Origin of the sequence: Streptomyces flaveolus (assembly GCF_000716535.1) — a bacterium.
In the GTDB taxonomy this organism is placed as follows: Bacteria; Actinomycetota; Actinomycetes; order Streptomycetales; family Streptomycetaceae; genus Streptomyces; species Streptomyces flaveolus_A.
In genome coordinates this window covers 131,696-156,919 of record NZ_JNWV01000011.1, presented here as the reverse complement: position 1 = coordinate 156,919, position 25,224 = coordinate 131,696, and the positions used below count along the sequence as shown (strand labels likewise).

The following is a 25,224-nucleotide window of genomic DNA, read 5'->3' as shown; positions in this document are numbered from 1 at the left end:
TGACCGGCTGTCAGGGGCAGCCGGTGTCGGCGAGGGTGAAGTAGCCCGGGGGCGACTCCTTCAGGGTGTGGGTGACGAACGTGTTGTACAGGCCCATGTTCTGCTGGGACCCCTTGGCGTAGGTGTAGCCGCCGCTGGTGGTGGCCCGTCCCGCCTGTACATGGGCGTAGTTGCTCGCCGTCCAGCAGGCGGCGGTGCCGCCGCCCGGGTCCGGGTCCGGGTCGCCCGGGTCGCTGGTGTCCAGGCCGAAGAACCGGGCGATCCAGCGGCTGGAGCAGATCGAGTCGAGGAAATACGGGGCTCCGGTGCTTCCGCACTGTTCGCTGCCGGTGCCGGGGTCGACCGGGGTGCCGTGCCCGATGCCCGGGACCCGGTCGACCTCGACGGCGACCGTGCCGTCGGCGGCCAGGTACTGGTCCTGACGGGTGGCGTCCGGCCCGATCGTCGTCGTACGCGTGGGCGTCTGGGACAGGCCGTGCAGGGCCGTCCACTGGTCGCGCAGCTCGGTGGCGTTGCGCGGTACGACGGTGCTGTCCTGGTCGCCGTACCAGATGGCGGTGCGCGGCCACGGCCCGCCGTACGACGGGTAGGCGTCCCGCACCCGCTGGGCCCACGCGGCCGGGCTCAGGTCGACGCCTGGGTTCATGCAGGTGTAGGGGCTGTTGTCCCTGGTGCAGTCGTAGGGCAGGCCGGCGACGACCGCGCCGGCCGAGAAGACGTCGGGGTAGGCGGCGAGCATGACCGCGGTCATCGCGCCGCCGGCGGACAGGCCGGTGACATAGACGCGCTGCGGGTCGGCGTCGTAGGCGGTGACGGCTCGGCTCACCATCTGCCGGACGGACAGGGCCTCGCCCCCTCCGCGCTGATTGTCGCCTGCCTGGAACCAGTTGAAGCACTTGCTCGCGTTGTTGGCGGTGCCGGTCTCGGCGAGCACCAGGAGGAAGCCGTCACGGTCGGCGAGTTGCGGCAGCCCGGAGTCGTCGGCGTAGACCTGGGCGTTCTGGGTGCAGCCGTGCAGGGCCACGACCACCGGCGGGTGGGCCGGCAGGGTGGCGGGGCGGTACACGTACATGGTGAGGGCGCCCGGGTTGGTGCCGAAGTCGCTCACCCGGGTGAGCGTGACGGCGGCGTGGGCCCGGGGTGCGGGGCCGGCGAGCACGGTGCCGAGGACGACGGCGAGGACGGCGAGAAGGCGGGGCAGGAGGCGAGGCAGCAGGCGGGCCCGTGGTGGCGCTCCGGGTGCCCTGCTGAACGGGGACAGTGACATGGCGGCTCCTTCGGGTGGACACACGGTCCCGGCCGCTCCCGCGCAGGGGCGGCGCCTGGCGCGCCGAGCGCGGTGGAACCAGCCGGGAGTGCCGGAACCATAGGTTCGGGTGTGTCCGGGCACCATGGCGCGGCGCACCACAGCGGTCGGAGCGTCCGTCGGCACCGGACGGATTGCGGAGCACGGTGCGGTCTGCTAAGCCGACGTCACGCCTGCATCACCTCGCCGGTACCGGCCTCGCGCCCCGACCGCACTGCGCCGACCGCACTCCCCTGTCGTCGCTCCTCGACCTCACTCCTGTGGTGGGGCGGGCGGCACCACCGCGATCGGGCTCGCCGCGTGCAGCAGTACCGCCTGGGTGACCGAGCCCATCATGCGGGCCGGGGCGAGCAGCCGCCGCCGGTGGCGGCCGACGACGACCAGGTCGGCGTCCTTCGAGGCGGCGACGAGGTGGCCGGCCGCGTCGCCGGGCAGCGCCTCGGCGTCGGCGCGTACCCCGGGGTGCCGCTCGCGGTGCGGGCTGAGGAAGCCCTCGGCGAGGGTGCGGGTCTCGTGCGCCACGGAGTCCTGGTCGATCAGGGGCGGCACCAGCTGGCCGGGCGCCGACCAGGTCTGCACCGGCCACGGGTAGGCGGCGATCACCTGGAGCCGGGCGTCGCGCAGGGCGGCCTCGGCGAACGCGAAGGCGAGGACGGACTCGTCGGGGCTGTCGACGTGCAGGCCGACGACGACCCGGGGCCCGGGCTCTGCCGGTCCTTCCCCGTGCACCTCCCGGCCCGGCCGGGGTACGACGACCACCGGGCACTCGGCGTCCCGGGCGGCGGCGAGGCCGTTGGAGCCGAGCAGCAGGCTGGCGAAGCCACCGCGGCCCCGGGAGCCGAGCACCAGGAGCTGGGCGTCGCCCCCCAGTTCGGGCAGGACGGCACCCGGTACGCCCTCCAGGGCGAGGTACTCCACGGCCGGAGGCCCCGCGTGGTCCGCGAGCCGGCCGCGCACCTCGTCGAGCACCGGATCGCCCTCCGCCTCGGGCGGCCCGGCGACCAGTACGTCGGCCTGGCCCCAGGCGGCGTACTGCCGTACGTGCACCACGCGCAGCGGTGCCGCGCGGCGGCGGGCGGCGTCCAGGGCCCAGTCCAGGGCCCGCAGGCTGTCCGCGGAACCGTCGACCGCGGCGATGACCGGCGCAGCGTTCATCCTTGCCTCACCTCCGGAACACGACCTCCCCCTTGCTGGGGCCAGCCTGGCTCAGGTCCGGCCTCCGCGGGGCGCTGCCGGTCGCGTGTCCGGAAATCCGGCCGGAACACCCCCGGTTCAGGTGAGGCGGGGCGAGGAACCGTCAGGTCCGGGTACGGCTTCGGACGAGCTGTCAGGTGAGGTCGAACTCGCCCTCCCGCGCGCCGGAGACGAAGGCGCCCCATTCCGCGGGGGTGAAGATCAGGGAGGGGCTCTCCGGCCGGCCGCTGTTGCGCATCGCGATGAAGCCCTCGACAAAGGCGATCTGGACATCGCCCAGACCGCGGCTGCTGGACTGCCACTCGGCCTTGCTGAGGTCCAGCTCCGGCTTGTCCCAGCCCGCGAACGGCTGCTGCTGGATGGTGCTCTCGGCCACGTCCCTGCTCCTCCCGGTTCGTCGTCCGCGGGTCAGCCTAGCGACCGGTCGCTACGGCGGACAGGGCACGCGGGGAGAACCCTCCGGCAGGCCGGCCGGCCGCTCCGGCGGGACCGTCAGGAGTCGGGGGGCTCGGCGCCCACGAGCCACATCGAGAAGAACTGGGAGCCGCCGCCGTACGCGTGCCCGAGCACCCTGCGGGCGCCGTCCACCTGGTGTTCTCCGGCCTGGCCGCGCACCTGGAGGGCGGCCTCGGCGAAGCGGATCATGCCGGAGGCGCCGATGGGGTTGGTGGAGAGCACGCCGCCCGACATGTTGACGGGCAGGTCCCCGTCGAGCTCGGTCACGCCGGACTCGGTGAGCTTCCAGCCCTCGCCCTGCGCGGCGAAGCCCAGGTTCTCCAGCCACATGGGCTCGTACCAGGAGAACGGCACGTACAGTTCGGCGGCGTCGATGTCCCGGCGCGGGTCGGCGATGCCGGCCTGCCGGCAGACGTCGGCGGCGCAGTCCTGGCCGGCCCGCGGGGACACGAAGTCCTTGCCGGCGAACAGGGTGGGCTCGCTGCGCATGGCGCCGCCGAGCAGCCAGGCGGGCGGCCGGGGTGCGCGGGTGGCCCCGGCGCGGTCGGTGAGGACCATGGCGCAGGCTCCGTCGGAGGACGGGCAGGTCTCGGAGTAGCGAATGGGGTCCCACAACATGGGTGACGCCACCACCTTTTCCAGGGTGATGTCGTGTTCGTGGAGGTGGGCGTAGGGGTTCTTCAGGGCGTTGCGCCGGTCCTTGTAGGCGACGAGGGCGCCGATGCTGTCGGGGCGCCGCTGCGTCGCATGTAGGCGCGCACATGGGGGGCGAAGAAGCCGCCCGCTCCGGCGAGCAGGGGCTGCTGGAAGGGGATGGGCAGGGACAGGCCCCACATGGCGTTGGACTCGGACTGTTTTTCGAAGGCGAGGGTGAGGACCGTGCCGTGGACGCGGGCGGCGACGAGGTTCGCGGCGACGAGCGCGGTGGAGCCGCCGACGGAGCCCGCCGTGTGCACCCGCAGCATGGGTTTGCCGACCGCGCCGAGCGCGTCGGCGAGGTACAGCTCGGGCATCATCACGCCCTCGAAGAAGTCGGGCGCCTTGCCGATGACGACGGCGTCGATGTCGGCCCACGTCAACTCGGCGTCGCTCAGCGCGCGTTGGGCGGCCTCGCGGACGAGTCCGGCGATCGACACGTCCCGGCGGGCGGCCACGTGCCCGGTCTGGCCGATCCCGACGACGGCCACGGGTTCCTTGCTCATCGTGGATCCCCTTCGAGTACGGCGACCAGGTTCTGCTGGAGGCAGGGGCCGGAGGTGGCGTGGGCGAGGGCGCGGTCGGAGGCGCCGCGGTGGATGCGGGCGGAGGCCTCGCCGATGCGGACGAGTCCGGCGGCCATGACGGGGTTGGCGGCGAGGGCACCGCCGGAGGGGTTGACGCGCACGCTGTCGCCGAGGCGGAGGGCCCGGCGCAGGATCACCTCCTGTGCGCTGAACGGCGCGTGCAGTTCGGCGGTGTCGACGGGCCGTTCGAAGGCGCCCGCGTTCTCGGCGGCGAGCCGGGTGGAGGGTGAGTCGGTGAGGTCGCGCACGCCCAGGCCGTGGGCTTCGATGCGGTGGTCGATGCCCCGGATCCAGGCGGGCCGCTCGCACAGCCGGCGGGCCCGCTCCCCCGCCGCGAGGATCACGGCGGCGGCGCCGTCACCGATGGGCGGGCAGTCACCGGTGCGCAGCGGCCGTACCACGTAGTCGCCCTGCGGTACGCGGCCGGTGAGCTGGGCGTGGGGGTTGGCGGTGGCGTCGGAGCGGCTGCGGGCGCCGACGGCGGCGAGCGCGGGTTCGTCGGTGTGTCCGGCGTCCATGAGTGCCTGGGCCTGGAGGGCGGCGAGCGCTATGGTGTCGGGCCACAGGGGGGCGAGGTAGTACGGGTCGAGCTGGCGGGTGAGGACATCGCGGACGGAGCCGGGCGAGCACTTGCCGTAGGAGTAGACGAGCGCGGTGTCGGCGTCTCCGGTGAGCAGCTTGGTCCAGGCTTCGTACAGGGCCCAGGCGCCGTCCGTCTCGACGTGCGACTCGGAGATCGGCAGCCAGGCGCCGACGCCGTCGAGGGCGAGGGTGAAGGAGAAGGCGCGGCCGGCGAGGTAGTCGCTGGAGCCGGAGCAGGTGAAGCCGATGTCGGCGGTCCTCAGGCCGGTCTGTGCCAGGACGTCGTGCAGGACCGGCATGAGCATCTCGACCTCGGAGGATTCCTGGGTGGAGCGCCGGTGGTCGGTCTGGGCGAAGGCGACGACGGCGACGTCCCGGGGGCCGGGTGCTTCCTCACTGGTCACAGCAGCTCCTTGTACGTCTCGTAGGCCGCGTCGGGTTCGCCGGTGGGCCGGTAGTGGTCGGGGTGGCGGGCGCCCTCGGTCCACACCGGTTCCACGCGCAGGCCCATGCGGACCTGGTCGTAGGGGATGCCGCCGATGCGGGCGTGCAGGGCGAGGTCGGCGCCGTCCAGGGCGATGTGGGCGTAGACGTACGGGACCTCGATGTCGAGGTTCTTCGCCTTGATGTTGACGATGCAGAAGGTGGTGACTGTGCCCCGGGGACCCACTTCGACCTGTTCGGCTGTGGCGATCCCACATGTGGGGCAGGCACCCCTCGGCGGCACGTACACCTTGCGGCAGGACGGGCAGCGCTCGCCGACGGTGCGCCGCGCGGAGAGGGCCTCGATGTAGGCGGACTGGGCGCGGCCGGGCGAGTAGGTGTAGTCGAGACGGGCGGGGGCGACGATGCCGGTGAGCGGGTTCTCGAACGTGCTGCTGTGACCGCCCGGTTCGGCGGGCGGTCCGTCGTACGGTTCGAAGCAGGCGATGTCGGTGATGGCGCCGGTGCGTTCCCCGGCCCAGCGGACGCGGACGCGCATGCCGGTGCGGACGGCGTCGGGGCCGGGGGCGTCGAGGGCGTGCAGCAGGGCGGTGTCGGCGCCGTCGAGCCGGACCAGGACCCAGGCGAACGGCGTGGCGAGGGGCTGGCCGCGGCGGGGGGCGTGGTTCCAGGCCCACGTGGTGACCGTGCCGGTGGGGGCGACCTCCACCAGATCGCGGATCTCCTCCGCGGTGACGGGGTCGTACTCGACGGGCGGGACCAGGGTGCGGCCGTCGGTGGTGCGCACGCCCAGGACGACGCGTTCGCGCAGGCCGGTGAGGAAGGCGCTCTGGACGGGGCCGAGGGAGCGGGTGAAGGGGAACTCGGCGACGAGCGGGGCTGTGAGGACGTCTGGCATCGACTGCCTCCTTGGGAGGTCGACGGTGAAGGCGGGCCCCCCGTGAGGGGCGCGGGGAACCGCGCGACCGGCCGAGGCCGGCCCGCGGTGCCGCGAACGGCGTCTGCCGCCCCCCGGCGGAGCGTCACGCACGCTTGTAGAGGGGCGGCCGTTTCTCCGCGAAGGCGCGGACGCCCTCCTTGGCGTCGGCGGTGTCGAAGACCGGCCATCCCCGGACGAGTTCGGCGGCCAGTCCGTCGGTCTCGGTCATCTCGGCGGTCTCGTACACGGAGGCCTTGACGGCTTCGACGGCGAGCGGGCCGCACGCGTTGACCCGCTCGGCGATCTCCAGGGCCTTGGCGAGGGCGGTGCCGTCGGGGACGACATGTCCGATCAGGCCGATCCCGGCCGCCTCCCGGGCGCTGTAGGGGCGTCCGGTGAGCAGCATCTCCAGGGCGTGGGTGCGCGGGATCTGGCGCTGGAGGCGGACGGTGGAGCCGCCGATCGGGAACAGGCCGCGTCTCACCTCGTACAGACCGAAGGTCGCGGACTCGCCCGCGACCCTGATGTCGGTGCCCTGGAGGATCTCGGTGCCGCCCGCGACGCAGGGGCCCTCGACGGCGGCGATCACGGGTTTGCGGGGGCGGTGGTGGCGCAGCATCGCCTTCCAGTGCAGGTCGGGATCGGCCTTCAGCCGGTCGCGGTGCTCCTCCCCCCGCATGCGGTCGCCGGCCAGCGCCTTGAGGTCCATGCCGGCGCAGAAGGAGCCGCCGGCGCCGGTGAGCACGATCGAGCGGACGGAGTCGTCCGCGTCGGCCTCGATCCAGCCGTCGTACAGGCCGACGAGCATCGCCGGTGAGAGCGCGTTCCTGGCGTCGGGCCGGTTGAGCGTGAGCACCAGTGTGGCGCCTTCTCGCTGCACGGTGAGGTGTTCCGTCCCACCCATGGGCCATCTCCCCTCGGTCGGAGCGAGAACAGGTTGCAGGAGGCGAGGGGGCACTTCAAGGGTTTTCTGACAGACAGTCAGATTCCTTCGGTGCGGACCCTTCACAGTTGCGGCGCGCTTCGCTCTGATGACCGGCGAACCGACGGATGCGCCTCTCTTCGACAGCGCTGCCGGGGTCAGGAGGAAGCGGTGGAGTACAACCTTGCCGACCTGTTCGAGTCGGTCGTCGACGTGGTCCCGGACCGTGAGGCGCTCGTGTACCTCGACCATCCCGGCACGGGCTCGGAGCGCCGGCTGACCTACGCGGAGCTGGACGCCGCAGCCAACCGCGTCGCGCACCACCTGACCGACCGGGGTGTACGCCCCGGCGAACACCTCGGCCTGCACCTGTACAACGGCGTCGAGTACCTCCAGACGGTCCTGGGCTGCCTGAAGGCCAGGGTCGTCCCGGTCAACGTCAACTACCGCTATGTCGAAGAGGAGCTGGTGTACCTCTACCGGGACGCGGACCTGGTGGCGCTGGTCTTCGACGCGGAGTTCGAGGACCGGGTCGCGCGGGCGCTGCCGCGGGCGCCGAAGCTACGGCATCTGTTGCGGGTGGGCGCGCCGGCCGTGGAGGCGGTGCCCGGCGCGGTGCCGTTCGCCGACGCGGAGGCCGCCGGGTCGCCCGGGCGAGGCTTCCCCGCGCGCTCCGGGGACGACCAGTTCATCATCTACACCGGCGGTACGACCGGCATGCCCAAGGGCGTGATGTGGCGTCAGGAGGATCTGTTCTTCGCCGGACTGGGCGGCGGCGCGCCGACCGGGGAGCCGGTGCGGGCCCCCGAGGAGCTGGCCCGGCGGGTGGCCGCGGGCGGCGCCGGGATCACCTTCTTCCCCACTCCCCCGCTGATGCACGGCACGTCGACGCTCACCGCGTTCATCGGTTTCAACTTCGGCCAACGGGTCGTGCTGCACCGCAGGTTCGTGCCGGAGGAGGTGTTGCGGACCGTCGAGCGCGAGAGGGTCACCAGCATGTCCCTGGTGGGGGACGCCATGCTCCGGCCGCTCATCGACGCGCTCGGCGGCCCCCTGAAGGGCACCGACTGCTCCGCCCTGTTCAGCGTCTCCTCGTCGGGCGCGATCATGTCGGAGACGGTGCGCCGGCAGTTCCACGAGCTGGTCCCGCACGCGATGCTCCTGAACAACTTCGGCTCCTCCGAGTCCGGCTTCAACGGCACCGCGACCGAGGACGCGGGGCCCGAGCGCGGGTTCCGCATCCGGGTCAACTCCCGTACCCGGGTGGTGGACCCGGTGACGTACGAGCCGGTCGCGCCGGGCGAGGTGGGCCGGGTCGCGCAGTGCGGTCATGTACCGCTCGGCTACTACAACGACCCGGTGAAGACCGCCGAGACGTTCTTCGAGAAGGACGGGCGGCGCTGGGTGCTGCTCGGAGACATGGCGACGGTCGACGCGGACGGCGTGGTCACCGTCCTGGGCCGGGGCTCGCAGTGCATCAACACCGGGGGCGAGAAGGTGTACCCGGAGGAGGTCGAGCAGGCGCTCAAGGCGCACCCGGACGTGTACGACGCGCTGGTCGCCGGCGTGCCGGACTCCAGGTGGGGCAACCATGTGGCGGCCGTGGTGCAGCTGCGCGCGGGGGCGCCGCGCCCCTCGCTGGCCGACATCCAGAGCCACTGCCGTACCCGCCTGGCCGGTTACAAGGTCCCCCGCCGGCTGGTCATCACGGACGCCATCCAGCGGTCGCCGAGCGGTAAGGCGGACTACCGGTGGGCGCGGCAGGTGGCGGCGGCGGAGCGGCCGTAGCCCGGGGTGCCCCGCGCCGCCGGGTCCGCAGCCGAGGAATACTCTGTGTGCACGGCCGGGCTGTTCACTGACGGAGAGTGACGACAGGGCGGGGGTGCGAGCGCCCCGGCTGCCCGGGTCGACCCGTCGCGAGCGGCCTGTCGTCGCCCACGACCCCGGGTGCTGGAGCGGATCTCCGGCTGGGGCTGGACCGAGGATCTGAAGCCGGCCGCGGACGCCCCCGTCTGGGCGATGGACGCCTTCCGGGACCGGTTCCTGCGGGCGTACGGCCCGCGGCCGGGCTGACCTCCGGCCTCGGGCCTGCGGCCGAGGAAGCCGACAAGCGTCGAGGCACCCTCAAGGACTGGTGAGGCACCCCTCAAGGACTGGCGAACCCGCCGTCGGCCGGGGAACCCGTCACCGGTCCAGGAAGGCGAGCGTCCGGCTGACGAAGCGTTCCGGGTCGTCCAGCCAGGGGTAGTGCGCGGCGCCGGGCTGGACGGCGTACTCGGCGTGCGGGAAGGCCTCGGCGGCGCGGCGGGCGACGGCGGGGCTCGGCCAGCCGTCGAGCGCGCCCGCGTACACGAGGACCGGCGCGGTCAGGGCCGCGAGGGCGTTCCGGGTCGCGTCCGGGGCGAAGGCGCCCTCGGCGAAGTAGCGCTCGCCGGCCTCCTCGTTGGTCTGTCGCAGTTCGGCGTCCGTGTGAGCCCGGGCGGTGTCGTCCCAGCGGCCGTAGAAGAACGGCAGGAACACGTCGTCGAAGTCCGCCTCGCCCGTGAGCCAGGCCCGGAAGGCGGGGAACGCCCGCCCGAACCACGGCTCGCCCTCACGCAGCCGGGCCGCGGCGAGCCGGTCCTCGGGTACGGCCCGCAGCCCCAGGGCGGACGGATTGGGGGTGATCAGCATCAGCCGTCGTATCCGCTGCGGGTGACGGGCCGCGTAGAGCATCGCCAGGGCGGCACCCGCCGAGTGGGCGAGCAGATCCATGTGTTCCAGACCCATGTGGACCCGCCATACCTCAAGGTCCTCGACCATCCGGTCGCAGCGGTACGTCGCGGGGTCCGCCGGCGCCTCGGAGCCACCGGTCCCCCGCAGGTCGAGCAGGGCCAGCCTGCGGTGCGCGGTCAGCCCGCCCAGCTCCCCGAGATACTCGGAGGCCCGCATGGGCCCGCCGGGCACCACGGCGAGCGGCTCCCCCTCCCCCCGCAGGTGGTAGGCGAGCCGGGTGCCATCGGACGCGGTGAAGATCGGCATGCCGCTGATCATGGTGTTCCTCGCCCCTCGACCGCAACGCCTGTGCCATGCCCCGCACGGAAAATCTTCGCCGCCCTCTTGCCTCAGGGTCCGTGAGCTGCATTTACTGACCCGGAACACATCAACCGAATGATCGGTCGGTGGAATGGTGCTGCTGGTGAGGGAGACGTCGCGATGGCGGATGTGACGGACCTGCTCGACGCGGGCGAACGGCTCGGACCCGAGGAACTGCGGGCGCTCCAGCTGGAGCGGCTGCGCGCGTCGCTCCGGCACACGTACGAGAACGTGCCGTTCTACCGCGAGTCCTTCGACAAGGCGGGCGTCCGCCCGGAGGACTGCCGCACCCTCGCCGACCTCGCGCACTTCCCCTTCACGACCAAGGCGGACCTCCGGGAGAACTACCCGTACGGCATGTTCGCCGTGCCCCGGGAGAGGATCCGCCGGCTGCACGCCTCCAGCGGCACCACGGGACGCCCCACGGTCGTCGGCTACACGGACAACGACCTTTCCATGTGGGCCGACATGGTGGCGCGGTCGATCAGGGCGGCCGGCGGCCGGCCGGGGGATGTCGTACATGTGGCGTACGGCTATGGGCTGTTCACCGGGGGGCTCGGCGCCCACTATGGCGCCGAGCGCCTGGGCTGTACGGTCGTCCCCGCGTCCGGCGGCATGACGGCCCGGCAGGTGCAGCTGATCCAGGACCTGGAACCGTCCGTCATCATGGTGACGCCGTCCTACATGCTCACCTTGCTGGACGAGTTCGAACGGCAGGGCGTGGACCCGCGCGCCACCTCGCTGCGGGTGGGCGTCTTCGGGGCCGAACCCTGGACCGAGCAGATGCGGCGGGAGATCGAGGAGCGGTTCGCGATCGACGCCGTCGACATCTACGGACTCTCCGAGGTGATCGGCCCCGGCGTCGCCCAGGAGTGCGCGGAGACCAAGGACGGCCTCCATGTGTGGGAGGACCACTTCTACCCGGAAGTCGTGGATCCGATCACCGGTGAGGTGCTCCCGGAGGGCGAGCGGGGCGAGCTGGTGTTCACCTCGCTGACCAAGGAGGCCATGCCGATCGTCCGGTACCGCACACGGGACCTGACGCGGCTGCTGCCCGGCACGGCCCGGGTGTTCCGGCGGATGGAGAAGATCACCGGGCGCAGTGACGACATGGTGATCCTGCGCGGGGTCAATCTGTTCCCGACCCAGATCGAGGAGATCGTGCTGCGCACGCCCGGTGTGGCGCCGCACTTCCAGTTGCGCCTCACCCGCGAGGGCCGCATGGACGCGCTGACCGTGCGGGCCGAGGCCCGCCCGGACGCACCGCCGGAGGTCCGGGAGGCGGCGGAGCGGGCCATCGTCGCGGCGGTCAAGGACGGCATCGGGGTGTCGGTCGGCGTGGAGATCGTGGAGCCCGAGTCACTGGAGCGCTCGGTGGGCAAGATCCGCCGGATCGTGGACCTGCGGCCGCGCGACGCCGGGTAGGGAACCGGCATACGGGACGGCCCCGACCGCGTGGACAGCACGGCCCCGACCGCGTGGACAGCCCTGACCGTGCGGGACAGCCACGACCGGGACAGCCACGACCGCGCGGGACAGCCGCTCCCTGTATTCGTATCGACGTACCTCGAAACGTCGGCCGCGGCCTATACTCCGGAGCCATGACGGACACCGCCCCCACCCCGGAGCCGGACCTGGTCAACGCGCTGCGGGCGCTGTCCAACCCGATGCGCCTGCAGATGCTGCGATGGCTGCGCGAGCCCGAGCGGCACTTTCCGATGGAGGCGGCCATCGCCGACCCCGCCGAGGTGGGTGTGTGCGTGAGCCACATTCAGGCGAAGGCGGGGCTGGCGCAGTCCACCGTGTCGGCCTACATGGCGGAACTCCAGCGCGCGGGTCTGGTCCGGGCGACCCGGGTCGGCAAGTGGACCCACTACAAGCGGGACGAGCAGCGCATCGCCGACCTCGTCGCCCGGCTCGGGCAGACCCTCTAGCCGTCTCCTTCCCGGCGCCACCGTCCCACCACTGGCGTTTCCGCCGCCGGCGCTCCCCCTTGCATCTCATATCGAGAATCTGCGATATTCCGAATCGACGAAACAAGTTCTGTCCTGCGAGGGAGCACACCCATGGACCTCGGCACGTTCGGGATCTACACCTTCGACTTCGAGCACCTGCCGGCCACGCGGATCCGGGACTCCGTCCAGCAGCTCGAGGACATGGGCTGGCGGACGCTGTGGATCCCCGAGGCGCTCGGCCGGGACGCGTTCACCCACGCCGGCCTGCTGCTCTCCGCCGGCCGGCGGCTGACGGTCGTCAACGGCATCGCCCGGATCTGGTCCCGCGAGGCCCGCTGGACGCACGGCGCCGCGCTGCTGCTGGCGGACGCCTACCCGGGCCGGCACGTACTGGGCCTGGGCTTCGGCGGTGACCCCCGGCCGGGGGTCAAGCCGCTGGCGGCCATGTCCGCGTACCTGGACGAGCTGGACACCCTGGAGACGCCGAACCCGCTCCCGCGGACCCCGGTCCGGCGGCTGCTGGCCGCCTACGGGCCGAAGATGCTCCAGCTCGCCCGCGACCGCGCCGCGGGCGCCCACACCTACCACGTGAACACGGCCCACACCGCACAGGCCCGGGAGACCCTCGGCCCGGACGCGTTCCTGGCCGTCGAGCACGCCGTGCTGTTCGAGACCGACCCGGTCCGCGCCCGCGGCCTCGCGCGCGAACATCTGGACGGCTATCTGCGGACGCCGTACAACCTCGCCAAGTTCCGCCGGCTGGGCTACACCGACGACGACCTCTCCGGCGGCGGCAGCGACCGCTTCGTGGACGACCTGGTGTTCTGGGGCGACCCGGACGCCGTCGTACGGAAGCTGCGCGGCCACGTCGACGCGGGCGCCGACCACGTGGCCGTGCAGGTGATCGGCGTGCAGCCGGGCGAGTCGGCGCTGCCGCACTGGCGGTCGCTGGCCGACGCGCTGCTGCCGGCGAAGGACCCGGCCGGCCGCTGAGCGGTCGGCTGGCGGCCGTACGCCCCGGCCAGGCGCCGTACGCCCTGACCGAGCGCCGTGTGCCCGGGCCCGAGCACCGCGCCCCCGGGTCGGTGGCCGTACGCGCCCGCTAGCCGCCGAAGCGGTCGCGCAGCTCGCGCTTGAGGATCTTGCCGCTCGCGTTGCGCGGCAACTCCCCCACGAACACCACCCGTTTGGGTGCCTTGAACGGCGCGAGCCGCGCCCTCACATGCGCGATCAGCTCCTCCTCCGTCACCTCGCCGCGCGGGACGACGACCGCCGTGACGGCCTCGATCCACCGCTCGTCGGGCAGGCCGATCACGGCGGCCTCTGCGACCGCCTCATGGGTGTACAGGGCGTCCTCGACCTGGCGCGAAGCCACCAGTACACCGCCGGAGTTGATGACGTCCTTCACCCGGTCCACGATGGTGAAGTACCCATCGGCGTCCCGTACCGCGAGGTCCCCGGAGTGGAACCAGCCGTCGCGGAAGGCCTCGGCGGTCTCCTCGGGCTTGTCCCAGTAGCCCTCGCACAACTGCGGTGAGCGGTACACGATCTCGCCGGGCGTGCCGGCCGGGACGTCCTTGCCGTCCTCGTCGACCACGCGGGCGTCGACGAACAGGACGGGACGGCCGCAGGAGTCCATCCGGCCCTGGTGTTCGTGGGGCGCGAGGACGGTGGCCAGCGGGCCGATCTCGCTCTGGCCGAAGCAGTTGTAGAAGCCGAGTTCCGGCAGCCGCTCGCGCAGACGCTCCAGGACCGGCACCGGCATGATCGACGCGCCGTAGTAGGCCTTGCGCAGTCCGGACAGGTCCCGGGTCGTGAAGTCCGGGCGGCCCGCGAGGCCGATCCAGACCGTCGGCGGGGCGAACAGGCTGTCCACGCGCCCCGCTTCGATCAGGTCGAACAGGCGGTCCCCGTCGGGCGCGTCGAGGATCAGGTTGGTGGCGCCGACCGCCAGGTAGGGCAGCAGGAAGACGTGCAGCTGCGCGGAGTGGTAGAGCGGCAGGGAGTGCGCGGGGCGGTCGCCGGCGCTGAGGTCGAGGGCGGTGATCGCGCTCAGGTACTCGTGGACCAGGGCGCGGTGCGTCATCATCGCGCCCTTGGGCAGGGCGGTGGTGCCCGAGGTGTAGAGGAGCTGCACCAGATCCTCGGTGCGCGGCTCCGGGCCGTCGTACGGGGGTGTCGTCGCGAGTCGGGCCAGGAGTGCGTCGTCGGTGTCGCGCAGGGGCAGCGTGCGGACGTCACCGGGGAGCCGGTCCGCGAGGCCGGGGTCGGTGAGGACCAGGGAGCTGCCGGACTGGCGGACGATGTACGCGAGGTCGTCGCCGGTGAGGTTGTGGTTGACCGGCACGTGCACGAGACCGGCGCGGGCGCAGGCCAGGAAGCCGATCAGGTAGGCGTCCGAGTTGTGGCCGTAGGAGCCGACCCGGTCGCCGGGGGTGAGGCCCTGGCCGAGCAGGACGCCCGCCGCGCGGGAGACGGCCTCGTCCAGTTCCTCGTACGTCCAGGTACGGTCGGCGTACTCGACCGCGATCCGTGCCGGGGTGCGCCGGGCGCTGCGCCGCAGCACCCCGTCCACCGTGCTGCCCTGTCCCTGCGTCATGACTCAAGATCCTGGGTCCGTCGCCTGGGTGGGTCAAGCACCCGGCCGGCCCGGACGCGTACCGGTCGGCGCGCCAACCGTTGATTTCCTCCACGACGTTGGGAGGCACGACGTGCGGATCGGGGGCGATCCGGCGCGAACACTGATCCGCGCCCCGTCTGTGGTCCCGTCCCCCATGGGGCGGGACCACACCGGTCTCATACGGGGCGTGTGCGTCCCTCCCAGTACGGGTCCCGCAGCCGCCGCTTGTACAGCTTGCCGTTGGGGTCGCGGGGCATCTCGGCGATGAAGTCGACGCTCCTGGGCCGTTTGTAGCCGGCGAGCCGCGCGGCGCAGTGGTCGAGGAGCGCGGCGGCCAGTTCCGGGCCCGGTTGGTGGCCCGGGGCCGGCTCGACCACGGCCTTGACCTCCTCGCCCCAGTCGTCGTGCGGGATGCCGAAGACGGCTGCGTCGGCGACGGCGGGGTGGGCGAGCAGGGCGGACTCGATCTCGGCGGGGTAGATGTTCACCCCGCCGGAGATGATCATGTCGATCTTGCGGTCGCGGAGGAAGAGGTAGCCGTCCTCGTCCAGGCAGCCGAGGTCGCCGACGGTGAAGAAGTCGCCGATGCGGTTCTTCCGCGTCTTGGCCTCGTCCTTGTGGTACGAGAAGCCGCCGGTGTTCATCTTCAGGTAGACGGTGCCGAGTTCACCGGGCGGCAGCCGCTCGCCGTCCTCGTCGAAGATCGCGAGTTCGCTGATGGGCCAGGCCTTGCCGACGGTGCCGGGCTTCTTCAGCCAGTCCTCGGCGGTGGCGAAGGCCCCGCCGCCCTCACTGGCGGCGTAGTACTCCTCCACACAGTTCCCCCACCAGTCGATCATGGCCCGCTTCACATGGTCCGGGCAGGGTGCGGCCCCGTGGATGGCATGCCGCATGGACGAGACGTCGTAGCGGGCCCTGACGTCGTCCGGGAGGGCCAGCAACCGGTGGAACTGGGTCGGGACCATATGGGTGTGCGTGCACTTGTGCGTGTCGATGAGGCGGAGCATCTCCTCGGGCGTCCACTTGTCCATCAGCACCAGGCGGTGGCCGATGTGCAGGGAGGCGCCCGCGAACTGGAGGACCGCGGTGTGGTACAGCGGCGAGCAGACGAGGTGCACGTTGTCGTCGTACGGCTTGATGCCGAAGATGCCGAGGAAGCCGCCGAGGTAGGCCTCCTCGGGGCGCTTGCCGGGCAGCGGGCGGCGGATGCCGCGCGGGCGGCCGGTGGTGCCCGAGGTGTAGTTCATGACCCAGCCCAGCTCGCGGTCCCGCGGTGCCGACTCGGGCTGTTTGTCGAGGAGTTCGGCGTACGGCCGGAAGCCCTCGACCGTGCCGACGGCGTACCGGTGGCTCGGCGGGAGCCCGGCCTCGTCGGCCGCCCGGCGGGCCGGGCCGGCGAACCGCTCGTGGGCGAGGAGCACCTTGGCGCCGGAGTCGGCGACGATCCAGGCGATCTCCGGGCCCGCGAAGTGGTGGTTGACGGGGACGAGGTAGAGACCGGCCTGGCTGGCGGCGAGGTACGCGGTGAAGAAGTCGGGGCCGTTGGGCAGGACGACCGCGAAGGCGTCCCCGCGGCGCAGGCCAGCGGCGCGCAGGCCGTGGACGAGACGGTTGGCGGCGGCGTGCAGCCGTCCGGCCGTCCACTCCTCTCCGTCCGGCGCGATCAGGACCGTACGGCCGGGGTCCTGGGCGGCCTGGACCCAGAAACCGGGGGCTGTGCCGGCGGGTGCGCTCACGACCGGCCGCTCCTTCCGGCGATGCGGTTGACGCGGTCCACGGCCTTCTCGAAGCCGCGGGTGAGGTCGTCGAAGACGGCCTGGACGCTGCGTTCGGCGGTCATCCGGCCGACGATCTGGCCGACCGGCGTGCCGAGCAGGGGCTCGACCTCGTACTTCTGGATGCGGGAGACGGCGTCGGCGACCAGCAGGCCCTGCAGGGGCACGGGCAGGGTGCCGGGTCCGGCCGGGTCGTCCCAGGCTTCGGTCCACGCGGTGCGGAGCTGGCGTGCGGGTTTCCCGGTCAGGGCGCGGGAGCGGACGGTGTCCCCGGACCCGGCGGCGAGCAGTTTGCGGGTCAGGGCGGGCGAGTGGAGGTCGGCTTCTGTGGTGGTGAGCCATATGGAGCCCAGCCATACACCTTGGGCGCCGAGGGCGAGCGCGGCGGCCACCTGCGGTCCGCTGCCGATGCCGCCCGCGGCCAGGACGGGCAGCGGGTCGACGGCCTCCACGACCTCGGGGGTGAGCACCATGGTGGCGATCTCCCCGGTGTGGCCGCCGGCCTCGTAGCCCTGGGCCACCACGATGTCGATGCCGGCTTCCTGGTGCTTGCGGGCGTGCCGGGCGCTGCCGGCGAGCGCGGCGACCAGGACGTCGCGGTCGTGGGCGCGTGCGACGACGTCGGCGGGCGGGGAGCCGAGGGCGTTGGCGAGCAGCCTGATGGGGTAGTCGAAGGCGACGTCGAGCTGGGTGCGGGCGACCTGTTCCATCCAGCCGGTGATGCGCCACCCGGAGGCCTCGCCATCGGCCAGTTCGGGGACGCCGTGCGCGGCGAGGGTGTCCCGTACGAACCGGCGGTGTTCCTCGGGGATCATCGCCTCGACGTCGGCCTCCGTGACGCCCTCGACCTTCTTCGCGGGCATGACCACGTCCAGCCCGTAGGGCCGGCCCCCGGCGTGGGCGTCGAGCCAGTCGAGGTCGCGTTTGAGGTCGTCGGGGGCGGTGTAGCGGACCGCGCCGAGCACGCCGAAGCCGCCGGCCCGGCTGATGGCCGCGGCGACGGCGGGGAACGGCGTGAAGCCGAAGACGGCGTGCTCGATTCCCAGTTTCCTGCTCAGCTCCGTCTGCATGGGCGCAGGATGCCGCAGCCGACCGGACGACGGAAGACCTTTTCTGACTGCTCGTCAGATTTCTCGGAAGGTCACGCGCCCCGTTGACACATCCCCTTCCTGACAGGAAAGTTTCACGGTGCAAGGCAGGCGCCGAAAAATACTTTCACGCGGGAGGCCGCAGCATGACGGACGACGTGGCAGGCGGACGAGCGAGCGGGCCGACCCGCCGCCGGCTCGTCGCGGGCACACTGGCAGCGAGCGGCGCACTCGCCCTCGGCGTGCTCCCGGCGGGCCCGGCCGCCGCCGCACCCGCCTCCGGCCGTCACCCCACCCTGCGCCACGGCTCACCCGAACGCGCCGGGCTGCTCCCCGCGCACCTGCGGCAACTCGTCACGGACGCCGAGGCGTTCCTCGCGCCCTCCCCCCGGCACCCCTGGTACGCGGGTGCCGTGCTGCTCGCCGGGCGCGGCGGCACCGTGGCGCTGCACGAGCCGATCGGCATGGCGGTGCGCTACGCCCGGTACGACGAGAAGACCGACACCGGCGTCGAACTGCCGCCCGAACAGCAGCTCCCGATGACCCGGGACACCGTGTTCGACCTGGCCTCCGTCTCCAAGCTGTTCACCTCGCTGCTCGCCGTGCAGCAGATCGAGCGCGGCACGCTGGCCCTGGAGGGGACGGTCGCCTCGTACCTCCCGGAGTTCGGGCGCGCGGGCAAACAGTCGGTGACGATCCGTCAGCTCCTCACCCACACCTCGGGCTTCCGCGCGTGGATCCCGCTGTACAACGCGCCGACGTACGAGGAGAAGCTCCAGCTCATCTGGAACGAGGCACCCCTCAACCCGCCGGGCACCGCCTACCTCTACTCGGACCTGAACCTGATCTCGCTCCAGCTCGTCCTGGAGAAGGTCACCGGCCGCGCCCTGGACGTGCTGCTGCGCGAGGAGATCACCGGTCCGCTCGGCCTGGGCAGCACCCGCTACAACCCGCCCGCCTCCTGGAAGCCGCGGATCGCGGCGACCGAGGACGCGCGCAAGCCCTGGTCCGGGCTGGACCGCGGGCTGGTGTGGGGCGAGGTGCACGACGAGAACGCGTACAGCCTGGGCGGCGTGGCCGGTCACGCCGGCGTGTTCGCGAGCGCGTGGGACCTCGCGGTCCTCGGCCGTACGCTGCTCAACGGCGGCCGCTACGGCCGGGCCCGCATCCTGCGGCCCGAGTCGGTGGACCTGATGTTCACCGACTTCAACACGGCCTTCCCCGGCGACGAGCACGGCCTCGGCTTCGAGCTGTACCAGCACTGGTACATGGGGGCGATGGCCACCCCGCGCACGGCCGGCCACACCGGCTTCACCGGCACCTCTCTCGTGCTCGACCCCACGACCGACTCCTTCCTGGTCGTCCTCGGCAACTCCGTGCATCCGGTGCGTACCTGGCGGTCCGGTTCGGCTCCCCGGGTCGCCGCCGGCAACCACCTCGCCCGCGCGGTGCCGGTCCGCCCGGCGAGCGGCCGTACGGCCTGGTTCTCGGGCATGGCGAACGCCACGGCCGCCACGCTCACCCTGCCGGCGCTGGACACCTCCTCCGGCACGGCCCGGCTGCGCTGTGCCCTGTGGTGGGACACCGAACCCCGCTCCGACCTGGTGGCCCTGGAGTCCACCACGGACGGCGGCGCCTCCTGGCACCCGGTTCCCTTCACCACCACCCGCCACGGCGAGGACCCCGAGGACCACCCGGAGGGCACGGTCACCGGCTGGTCGGGCCGCGTCTGGCACCGGCTGACCGCGGCCCTGCCCGCCGACCCCCGGCTGGCCCTGCGCTGGCGGTACACCACGGACGCGCTGTACGTCGGCCGGGGCGCGTACGTCGACGCGCTGCGCGTCGACGCGGGCGGGACGGTGCTGTTCGACGGGGCGCGCCCGGCGGACGCGGCACGGATCGCGGCGGTGGGGTGGCAGGGCTCGGCCGACTGAGCCCGCGCCCCGTGGTCAGTCCCGCTCCAGCACCGCCATCGCCGCGTTGTGCCCGGGCACCCCGCTGACACCGCCCCCGCGCACCGCGCCGGCCCCGCACAGCAGCACGTTGGGGTGCCGCGTCTCCACGCCCCAACGGCCGCTGTCCTCCTGGGCGTAGGGCCAGGACAGGGCCCGGTGGAAGATGTTGCCGCCGGGCAGCCGCAGGTCCCGTTCGAGGTCGAGCGGTGTCTTCGCCTCGATGCAGGGGCGGCCGTCGGCGTCGGTGGCCAGGCAGTCCGCGAGGGGTTCGGCGAGGTGGGCGTCGAGCTGGGCGAGGGTGGACGTCAGCAGTTCCTCGCGTACGGCGTCGTTGTCCCGGTCGAAGAGCCGGGCCGGGGCGTGCAGGCCGAAGAGGGTGAGGGTCTGGTAGCCGCGCTCGGCGAGGTCGGCGCCGAGGATGGTGGGGTCGGTCAGGGAGTGGCAGTAGATCTCCGAGGGCGGGCTGGCGGGGAGTTCGCCGGCGGCGGCCTGGGCGTGGGCGGTGGCCAGTTGCCGGTAGCCCTCGGCGATGTGGAAGGTGCCGGCGAACGCCTCGCGCGGGTCGGCCTCGGGGTCGCGCAGCCGGGGCAGCCGGGTGAGCAGCATGTTGACCTTGAGCTGGGCCCCCTCGACGGGTTCGGGCGCCGGGTCGCCGGTGAGGACGGCCAGTTCGTGCGGGGAGGCGTTCACCAGGACGTGCCGGGCGGCGGCGGTGCCCTCCCCCGCGGCGGTGCGGTAGACGACCTCGGCGGTCTTCCCGTCCGTGTCGATCCGGATCGCCTCGTGCCCGGTGGCGATGCGCGCGCCCGCCGCGCGCGCCGCGGCGGCCAGCGCGTCGGTCAGCGCGCCCATGCCACCGACGGGCACGTCCCAGGCGCCGGTTCCGCCGCCGATGACGTGGTAGAGGAAGCAGCGGTTCTGGACGAGGGTCGGGTCGTGGGCGTCGGCGAAGGTGCCGATGAGCGCGTCGGTGAGGACGACGCCCCGGACCAGGTCGTCGGTGAAGGTCCGCTCGATGGCGACGCCGACCGGCTCCTCGAACAGGGTACGCCAGGCGGCCTCGTCGTCGATGCGGCCGCGCAGTTCGTCGCGGGTGGGCAACGGTTCGGTGAGCGTGGGGAAGACGCGCTGGGCGACGTGGCCGGTCATGCCGTAGAAGCGCTGCCAGGCCTCGTACTCGCGGTCGCCGCCGGTGAGCCGGGCGAAGGCCTCCCGGGTGCGCTGCTCGCCGCCGCCGACGAGGAGGCCGGTGGGCCGGCCCGCGCGCTCGGCCGGGGTGTACGACGAGATGGTCCGGGAGCGGACGCGGAAGTCGAGCCCGAGGTCGCGCACGATCTTCTCCGGCAGCAGGCTGACCAGGTAGGAGTAGCGCGACAGTCGGGCGTCGACCCCGGCGAACGGGCGGGTGGAGACGGCCGCGCCACCGGTGTGGTCCAGGCGCTCCAGCACCAGCACCGAGCGGCCGGCCCGGGCCAGGTAGGCGGCGGCGACCAGGCCGTTGTGGCCTGCGCCGACGATGACGGCGTCGTACGCGCGGGTTCCCTCGTTCGCGGACATGGTTCTTCGTAGCACGCGGTGATCCACGACGGCCAGAGGCGGGCCGGGGCCGGGTCAGCCCCTCACCTTGTGCGGTGCCGGACGCGCCTGCGGGCCGAGCCGCGCCATGGCCCGCAGGATGTGCTTCGGCGGGAGCTGCCAGCGCAGCCGTGCGGGGACGCGGCGGAGCACGGCTCCGGTGACGCGCAGCCGGCGGGTGACGACGGCGGGCGCGGGGGCGGGCCTGCCGTACAGCTCATGGGCGTACGGCGGCAGGGCCGCGTACGCCAGCAGCGCCACCCGCCGCCACAGCAGCTCGCGCGCCGGGACGAGCAGCGGGTGCGTCGGCGGGCGGAGCAGGAAGTCGTCCACGTCGTGTGCCTCGGGGCCGGCGGCCAGCTCCGGCCGGACCGCCTCGAAGTACGCGGCCAGCTCCGCCCGGCTCGCCGGCACCGTGTGCGGGTCGAGCCCCACCAGGCGGGCGCTGACGCGGTGTTCCGCTATGTACCGGTCGGCCTGGGCGTCGGTGAGCGGGAAGCCGGAGCGGCGCAGGACGTGCAGATAGGAGTCGATCTCCGCGCAGTGCACCCACAGCAGCAGCTCCGGTTCACCGACGCCGTACCGCTCGCCGGTGTCCGGGTCGGTCGCGGTGAGCATGCTGTGGATCTTCCGCACCCGCGCGCCGGCCCGCTCGGCGGCCTCGCTCGTGCCGTAGGTCGTGGTCCCGACGAAGTGCGCGGTGCGCATCAGCCGCCCCCAGGCGTCCCGCCGGAAGTCGGAGTTCTGCATGACCCCCCGGACCGCACGCGGATGCAACGCCTGGAGGTAGAGCGCGCGGACCCCGGCGATCCACATCATGGGGTCGCCGTGCATCTGCCAGGTCACGGAGGCCGGGGTGAACAGTCCGGGATCGCCCGCGCTCGCAGAAGTGCCCACGGATGTGCCCACAGCCACCGGACGTCACCCCTTGCCGCCGCCGACCCGCGCGTGCGCCGAAGCGCACGCCGGACTTCCTCCGTGCAGCCTAATCGCCCGGGTCCCGCGCCGGGCGGACAGGGCTGACGCAGACAGGGCTAACGCCGTACGCGTGGCATCCCCAGGCCGGTCCAGGAGATGATTTCGCGCTGGATCTCGTTGTTGCCGCCGCCGAAGGTGAAGATGACCGCCGAGCGGTAGCCGCGTTCCAGTTCGCCGTGCAGGACGGTGCTCGCCGAGCCCTCCTTCAGGGGGGCGGCCGCGGCGACGATCTCCATGAGCCAGGCGTAGGCGTCCCGGCGGGCCTCGGAGCCGTACACCTTGACGGCGGAGGCGTCCTGCGGGGCGAGCGTGCCGTCCTGGACGGCGGTGACCATCTGCCAGTTGAGGAGTCTGAGCGCGTCGAGGCGGGTGTGGGTGCGGGCGAGGAGGCGGCGTACCCAGGCCAGGTCGGCGACCCGGCGGCCGTCGGCGAGCTTGGTCCCCATCGCCCAGCGCTGCACGTCGTGCAGGGCGCGGATCGCCATGGTGCCGTGGGCGGCGAGGGTCACGCGTTCGTGGTTGAGCTGGTTGGTGATCAGACGCCAGCCCTCGTTCTCGGCGCCGACGCGGCGGGAGACGGGGACGCGGACGTTCTCGTAGTAGCTCGCGGTGGTGTCGTGGGAGGCGAGGGTGCGGATGAGGGTGCAGGAGTAGCCGGGGTCGGAGGTCGGCACCAGCAGCATGGTGATGCCCTTGTGCGGCGGGGCCTCGGGGTCGGTGCGCACGGCCAGCCACACCCAGTCGGCGGTGTCGCCGTTGGTCGTCCAGATCTTGTGGCCGTTGACGACGTACTCGTCGCCTTCCCGGACCGCGCGGGTCGTCAGGGACGCGAGGTCCGTGCCCGCACCGGGCTCGCTGTAGCCGATCGCGAAGTCGATCTCGCCGGAGAGGATGCGCGGCAGGAAGTACGCCTTCTGCTCGTCGGTGCCGTACCGCATGATCGTCGGCCCGACGGTGTTGAGGGCCATCAGCGGCAGGGGTACGCCGGCCTGCGCGGCCTCGTCGAAGAAGATGAACTGCTCCATCGCCGTCATCCCGCGCCCGCCGTACTCCTCGGGCCAGCCGACGCCGAGCCAGCCGTCGGCGCCGAGCCGGCGGACGGTGTCGCGGTAGAACCGCTTCTGCGCGCCCGGGTCGGCGTACCGGGCGTAGGCGTTGTCCGGAACCAGCTCGGCGAAGTAGGCCCGCAGTTCGGTGCGCAGCCGCTGTTGCTCGGGCGTGTGGTCGAGGTGCACGGCGCCTCCAGGCTCCCCAAGGGCGGTCCTGACGGCGCACACCGTAGAACGTGTTTCAGAAATTGGGAATGCCGGGGCCCGGGCGGATTCGGGGGCGCCTACGGCCGGGGGCGCTCACCCGAGCGTTTCCAGGAAGTCCGCGCAGGCGTCGGCGCAGGCCCGGCAGGCGGCCGCGGCGGACTCGGCACCGGGGTGCTCGTCGAACGCGCGGGCGCACTCCAGGCAGACCGAGCGGCACCAGTCCACCCGGACCCGGATCGCCTCCTCGTCCTGTCGGTTCTCCTCGCACAGCACGCGGCAGGTGGCGTCGCACACCTCGGCGCACATGATGCCCAGCCGGCGCGCCCGCTCCTGGTGCTCACTCCCGTCCGGGTCGACCAGGCTCGCGCGCACGGCACAGGCCCGGGCGCACTCCGTGCACGCCTGGGCACAGGTGAAACGGTCCTCCAGGAACCGGTAGAGCTGCTGCTGCGAAGTCGGCGATGTCACACCGTGCGGGTAGCCGGGGCGGGCGGCCACAAACCACTGTCCCTGGGGCCGGGCGGACGGATACCGCGCGACCATGCGCCGTAACCCATAGTGTCCGGGTTCGTCCGGTTCTGGCCGGGTATTCCTGTTCTATGAACACTGCATCGATGCAGCTGGCCGCGGCGAGCGGCCTGATGAGCCTGTTCCTGTTCATCGTGGCCGTGGCCGTGCTCGCGCTGCTGGCCGGCGGCTTCTGGATGACCTCTCGCGTCAGATACCGCGAGTCCCCGCGCCCCCGCCCCGAGGAACAGCCCAAGCTGCCGCCGGAGGGACCCGTGCACGAGGTCCGGGAGAACCGGGAGTCCGCGGAGATACCGCGGATCCCCAAGGGCGACCGCCCGCTCACCCCGTACGAGCTGACCAACATGGACACCCGGACGAGCCAGTCGAAGGAGCGTCCGCGCTGGAGCAAGGGCTCCAGCGGCTCGTTCGGCGGCGGCGGACTCGGCGCCCACTGAGCCCCGGCCGCGCCGATCCCGGCCCCCGTCGATCCCGGCAACCCGGCCCGCGCCGGACCGCCGTACGCCCCTAGGAAGACTTCCGGGCGGCGTCCAGGCGGCCGACGCGGGCCACGTTCTGCCGGTCCTCCGCGTCCTGGCTGGGCTCGGCCGCGAACCACGCGTCGAGGATCTCCTTCAGCACCGGTTCCGAGGTGAGTCTGAGGCTCAGCGCGAGGACGTTGGCGTCGTTCCAGCGGCGCGCTCCGTCGGCGGTACCGGCGTCCGTGCACAGCGCCGCGCGCACGCCCGGCACCTTGTTGGCCGCGATGGACGCGCCGGTACCCGTCCAGCAGCACACCACGGCCTGGTCGGCCGCACCCTCGGCCACGTCCCGGGCGGCGGCCTCCGAACAGACCGCCCACTGCGCGTCGGCCCCGGGCCGCAGCGCGCCGTGCTCCCGGACCTCGTGACCACGCCGCCGCAGCTCAGCGACCAGCAGCCGGGCGACGGGTTCGTCCATGTCGGAGGAGACGGAGATCCGCATACTCCGGAGCGTAGCGCCTGGACCCGGCCGGACGTGCCGAACGGCCCCGCGGAGGGGCCGTTCGGCAGGGCATCGGGCCTACCAGGTCAGGGGTGGTCGGGCTGCTGTGCCGGAGGCACCCCGCCGCCCTCTCCCCCGCCCTTGCCGCCCTTTCCTGCCTTGTCGGAGCCGTGCGGACGGCCGCCCGCGTCCCGCTCGGCCGTCTGGCGGGCCTTCAGCTCGCCGCTGTCCTGCGGGGTGGCGCCACCCTTGTCACTGCGCCGCTGTTCGGGCTGCTGCGGATTGGACATGCGCCGGACTCCCTCCGGATGGTGCGTGCTCCGTTCCGCGTCCGGGTTCCCAGAGGGCCG

The 25,224-nt window shown here is 72.8% G+C and carries 23 protein-coding genes and 1 pseudogene; 7 read left to right on the top strand and 17 right to left on the bottom strand.

Annotated features, from left to right (window positions below):
* Nucleotides 1-10: 10 nt before the first annotated feature.
* The 7 genes and pseudogenes from OO52_RS13965 to OO52_RS13935 form a co-directional block, all read right to left on the bottom strand.
* On the bottom strand, nucleotides 11-1,267 hold the full coding sequence (locus tag OO52_RS13965; RefSeq protein WP_030644288.1) for an extracellular catalytic domain type 1 short-chain-length polyhydroxyalkanoate depolymerase: 1,257 nt from the start codon (nucleotides 1,265-1,267) through the stop codon (nucleotides 11-13).
* A 291-nt stretch (nucleotides 1,268-1,558) separates the two neighbouring features.
* Nucleotides 1,559-2,461 carry a universal stress protein gene (locus OO52_RS13960; protein WP_030644286.1) on the bottom strand — a complete coding sequence of 301 codons (903 nt, stop codon included), beginning with the start codon at nucleotides 2,459-2,461 and terminating at the stop codon, nucleotides 1,559-1,561.
* Between the two features lie 172 nt (nucleotides 2,462-2,633).
* A complete protein-coding gene (locus OO52_RS13955; protein WP_030644284.1) occupies nucleotides 2,634-2,876 on the bottom strand; it encodes a DUF397 domain-containing protein in 243 nt (80 codons plus the stop codon).
* Nucleotides 2,877-2,992: 116 nt separating this feature from the next.
* Nucleotides 2,993-4,158, bottom strand: a pseudogene (locus OO52_RS13950) (thiolase domain-containing protein).
* On the bottom strand, nucleotides 4,155-5,225 hold the full coding sequence (locus OO52_RS13945; RefSeq protein WP_030644282.1) for a thiolase domain-containing protein: 1,071 nt from the start codon (nucleotides 5,223-5,225) through the stop codon (nucleotides 4,155-4,157). Before OO52_RS13945 ends, OO52_RS13950 begins: the two are co-directional and overlap by 4 nt.
* Nucleotides 5,222-6,163 carry a Zn-ribbon domain-containing OB-fold protein gene (locus OO52_RS13940; RefSeq protein ID WP_030644280.1) on the bottom strand — a complete coding sequence of 314 codons (942 nt, stop codon included), beginning with the start codon at nucleotides 6,161-6,163 and terminating at the stop codon, nucleotides 5,222-5,224. Before OO52_RS13940 ends, OO52_RS13945 begins: the two co-directional genes overlap by 4 nt.
* A gap of 124 nt (nucleotides 6,164-6,287) precedes the next feature.
* Complete coding sequence (locus OO52_RS13935; protein ID WP_030644278.1) at nucleotides 6,288-7,088, bottom strand: crotonase/enoyl-CoA hydratase family protein; 801 nt, start codon at nucleotides 7,086-7,088, stop codon at nucleotides 6,288-6,290.
* A 189-nt stretch (nucleotides 7,089-7,277) separates the two neighbouring features.
* Here OO52_RS13935 and OO52_RS13930 point away from each other — a divergent pair, with 189 nt between their 5' ends.
* Both OO52_RS13930 and OO52_RS53965 read left to right on the top strand, forming a co-directional pair.
* Nucleotides 7,278-8,894: an acyl-CoA synthetase gene (locus OO52_RS13930; protein WP_030644276.1), complete on the top strand. Its 1,617-nt coding sequence runs from the start codon at nucleotides 7,278-7,280 to the stop codon at nucleotides 8,892-8,894.
* 159 nt (nucleotides 8,895-9,053) lie between these two features.
* Nucleotides 9,054-9,179: a hypothetical protein gene (locus OO52_RS53965; protein WP_267885027.1), complete on the top strand. Its 126-nt coding sequence runs from the start codon at nucleotides 9,054-9,056 to the stop codon at nucleotides 9,177-9,179.
* A gap of 111 nt (nucleotides 9,180-9,290) precedes the next feature.
* Here OO52_RS53965 and OO52_RS13925 read toward each other — a convergent pair whose 3' ends face one another.
* Nucleotides 9,291-10,127, bottom strand: a complete 837-nt coding sequence (locus OO52_RS13925) for an alpha/beta fold hydrolase (protein ID WP_030644274.1) — start codon at nucleotides 10,125-10,127, stop codon at nucleotides 9,291-9,293.
* A gap of 174 nt (nucleotides 10,128-10,301) precedes the next feature.
* Here OO52_RS13925 and paaK point away from each other — a divergent pair, with 174 nt between their 5' ends.
* The 3 genes from paaK to OO52_RS13910 all read left to right on the top strand — a co-directional run bounded on the left by paaK (nucleotide 10,302) and on the right by OO52_RS13910 (nucleotide 13,129).
* On the top strand, nucleotides 10,302-11,606 hold the full coding sequence (gene paaK / locus OO52_RS13920; protein ID WP_030644272.1) for a phenylacetate--CoA ligase PaaK: 1,305 nt from the start codon (nucleotides 10,302-10,304) through the stop codon (nucleotides 11,604-11,606).
* Between the two features lie 176 nt (nucleotides 11,607-11,782).
* Entirely contained in the window at nucleotides 11,783-12,115 is a 333-nt protein-coding gene (locus OO52_RS13915) for an ArsR/SmtB family transcription factor (RefSeq protein WP_030644270.1), read from the top strand.
* Between the two features lie 132 nt (nucleotides 12,116-12,247).
* A complete protein-coding gene (locus tag OO52_RS13910) occupies nucleotides 12,248-13,129 on the top strand; it encodes a TIGR03620 family F420-dependent LLM class oxidoreductase (RefSeq protein WP_030644269.1) in 882 nt (293 codons plus the stop codon).
* A gap of 109 nt (nucleotides 13,130-13,238) precedes the next feature.
* On the opposite strand, the gene OO52_RS13905 is transcribed toward OO52_RS13910, so the two are convergent.
* The 3 genes from OO52_RS13905 to OO52_RS13895 all read right to left on the bottom strand — a co-directional run bounded on the left by OO52_RS13905 (nucleotide 13,239) and on the right by OO52_RS13895 (nucleotide 17,601).
* On the bottom strand, nucleotides 13,239-14,735 hold the full coding sequence (locus tag OO52_RS13905) for an acyl-CoA synthetase (RefSeq protein WP_030644267.1): 1,497 nt from the start codon (nucleotides 14,733-14,735) through the stop codon (nucleotides 13,239-13,241).
* Nucleotides 14,736-14,932: 197 nt separating this feature from the next.
* Nucleotides 14,933-16,492, bottom strand: coding sequence for an acyl-CoA synthetase (locus tag OO52_RS13900; protein ID WP_030644265.1), 1,560 nt, complete (start codon nucleotides 16,490-16,492; stop codon nucleotides 14,933-14,935).
* Complete coding sequence (locus tag OO52_RS13895; protein ID WP_030644263.1) at nucleotides 16,489-17,601, bottom strand: NAD(P)H-dependent flavin oxidoreductase; 1,113 nt, start codon at nucleotides 17,599-17,601, stop codon at nucleotides 16,489-16,491. The genes OO52_RS13900 and OO52_RS13895 overlap by 4 nt, the downstream gene beginning before the upstream one ends.
* Before the next feature lie 164 nt (nucleotides 17,602-17,765).
* On the opposite strand from OO52_RS13895, the gene OO52_RS13890 reads away from it, so the two are divergent.
* Nucleotides 17,766-19,553, top strand: a complete 1,788-nt coding sequence (locus OO52_RS13890; RefSeq protein ID WP_030644261.1) for a serine hydrolase domain-containing protein — start codon at nucleotides 17,766-17,768, stop codon at nucleotides 19,551-19,553.
* Between the two features lie 15 nt (nucleotides 19,554-19,568).
* Here OO52_RS13890 and OO52_RS13885 read toward each other — a convergent pair whose 3' ends face one another.
* The 4 genes from OO52_RS13885 to OO52_RS13870 all read right to left on the bottom strand — a co-directional run bounded on the left by OO52_RS13885 (nucleotide 19,569) and on the right by OO52_RS13870 (nucleotide 23,851).
* Nucleotides 19,569-21,131 carry a phytoene desaturase family protein gene (locus OO52_RS13885; RefSeq protein WP_030644259.1) on the bottom strand — a complete coding sequence of 521 codons (1,563 nt, stop codon included), beginning with the start codon at nucleotides 21,129-21,131 and terminating at the stop codon, nucleotides 19,569-19,571.
* 54 nt (nucleotides 21,132-21,185) lie between these two features.
* A complete protein-coding gene (locus OO52_RS13880) occupies nucleotides 21,186-21,983 on the bottom strand; it encodes an oxygenase MpaB family protein (protein WP_234337792.1) in 798 nt (265 codons plus the stop codon).
* Nucleotides 21,984-22,183: 200 nt separating this feature from the next.
* Nucleotides 22,184-23,362: an acyl-CoA dehydrogenase family protein gene (locus OO52_RS13875; protein WP_030644255.1), complete on the bottom strand. Its 1,179-nt coding sequence runs from the start codon at nucleotides 23,360-23,362 to the stop codon at nucleotides 22,184-22,186.
* Between the two features lie 114 nt (nucleotides 23,363-23,476).
* Nucleotides 23,477-23,851, bottom strand: coding sequence for a ferredoxin (locus OO52_RS13870; protein ID WP_030644253.1), 375 nt, complete (start codon nucleotides 23,849-23,851; stop codon nucleotides 23,477-23,479).
* 131 nt (nucleotides 23,852-23,982) lie between these two features.
* On the opposite strand from OO52_RS13870, the gene OO52_RS13865 reads away from it, so the two are divergent.
* Nucleotides 23,983-24,348, top strand: a complete 366-nt coding sequence (locus tag OO52_RS13865; protein WP_030644250.1) for a DUF6479 family protein — start codon at nucleotides 23,983-23,985, stop codon at nucleotides 24,346-24,348.
* 70 nt (nucleotides 24,349-24,418) lie between these two features.
* Here the strand turns inward: OO52_RS13865 and OO52_RS13860 are convergent, their stop codons facing one another.
* Both OO52_RS13860 and OO52_RS13855 read right to left on the bottom strand, forming a co-directional pair.
* Nucleotides 24,419-24,874: an RpiB/LacA/LacB family sugar-phosphate isomerase gene (locus OO52_RS13860; RefSeq protein ID WP_030644248.1), complete on the bottom strand. Its 456-nt coding sequence runs from the start codon at nucleotides 24,872-24,874 to the stop codon at nucleotides 24,419-24,421.
* 86 nt (nucleotides 24,875-24,960) lie between these two features.
* Nucleotides 24,961-25,164, bottom strand: coding sequence for a hypothetical protein (locus OO52_RS13855; protein ID WP_030644246.1), 204 nt, complete (start codon nucleotides 25,162-25,164; stop codon nucleotides 24,961-24,963).
* Nucleotides 25,165-25,224 lie beyond the last annotated feature (60 nt).

Bases quoted from the DNA above. Each gene is read 5' to 3' on its own strand.
- OO52_RS13965 (WP_030644288.1), bottom strand. From the start codon at position 1,267: ATGTCACTGTCCCCGTTCAGCAGGGCACCCGGAGCGCCACCACGGGCC.
- OO52_RS13960 (WP_030644286.1), bottom strand. From the start codon at position 2,461: ATGAACGCTGCGCCGGTCATCGCCGCGGTCGACGGTTCCGCGGACAGC.
- OO52_RS13940 (WP_030644280.1), bottom strand. From the start codon at position 6,163: ATGCCAGACGTCCTCACAGCCCCGCTCGTCGCCGAGTTCCCCTTCACC.
- OO52_RS13935 (WP_030644278.1), bottom strand. From the start codon at position 7,088: ATGGGTGGGACGGAACACCTCACCGTGCAGCGAGAAGGCGCCACACTG.
- OO52_RS13925 (WP_030644274.1), bottom strand. From the start codon at position 10,127: ATGCCGATCTTCACCGCGTCCGATGGCACCCGGCTCGCCTACCACCTG.
- paaK (WP_030644272.1), top strand. From the start codon at position 10,302: ATGGCGGATGTGACGGACCTGCTCGACGCGGGCGAACGGCTCGGACCC.
- OO52_RS13915 (WP_030644270.1), top strand. From the start codon at position 11,783: ATGACGGACACCGCCCCCACCCCGGAGCCGGACCTGGTCAACGCGCTG.
- OO52_RS13910 (WP_030644269.1), top strand. From the start codon at position 12,248: ATGGACCTCGGCACGTTCGGGATCTACACCTTCGACTTCGAGCACCTG.
- OO52_RS13905 (WP_030644267.1), bottom strand. From the start codon at position 14,735: ATGACGCAGGGACAGGGCAGCACGGTGGACGGGGTGCTGCGGCGCAGC.
- OO52_RS13895 (WP_030644263.1), bottom strand. From the start codon at position 17,601: ATGCAGACGGAGCTGAGCAGGAAACTGGGAATCGAGCACGCCGTCTTC.
- OO52_RS13890 (WP_030644261.1), top strand. From the start codon at position 17,766: ATGACGGACGACGTGGCAGGCGGACGAGCGAGCGGGCCGACCCGCCGC.
- OO52_RS13885 (WP_030644259.1), bottom strand. From the start codon at position 21,131: ATGTCCGCGAACGAGGGAACCCGCGCGTACGACGCCGTCATCGTCGGC.
- OO52_RS13880 (WP_234337792.1), bottom strand. From the start codon at position 21,983: ATGCACGGCGACCCCATGATGTGGATCGCCGGGGTCCGCGCGCTCTAC.
- OO52_RS13865 (WP_030644250.1), top strand. From the start codon at position 23,983: ATGAACACTGCATCGATGCAGCTGGCCGCGGCGAGCGGCCTGATGAGC.
- OO52_RS13860 (WP_030644248.1), bottom strand. From the start codon at position 24,874: ATGCGGATCTCCGTCTCCTCCGACATGGACGAACCCGTCGCCCGGCTG.
- OO52_RS13855 (WP_030644246.1), bottom strand. From the start codon at position 25,164: ATGTCCAATCCGCAGCAGCCCGAACAGCGGCGCAGTGACAAGGGTGGC.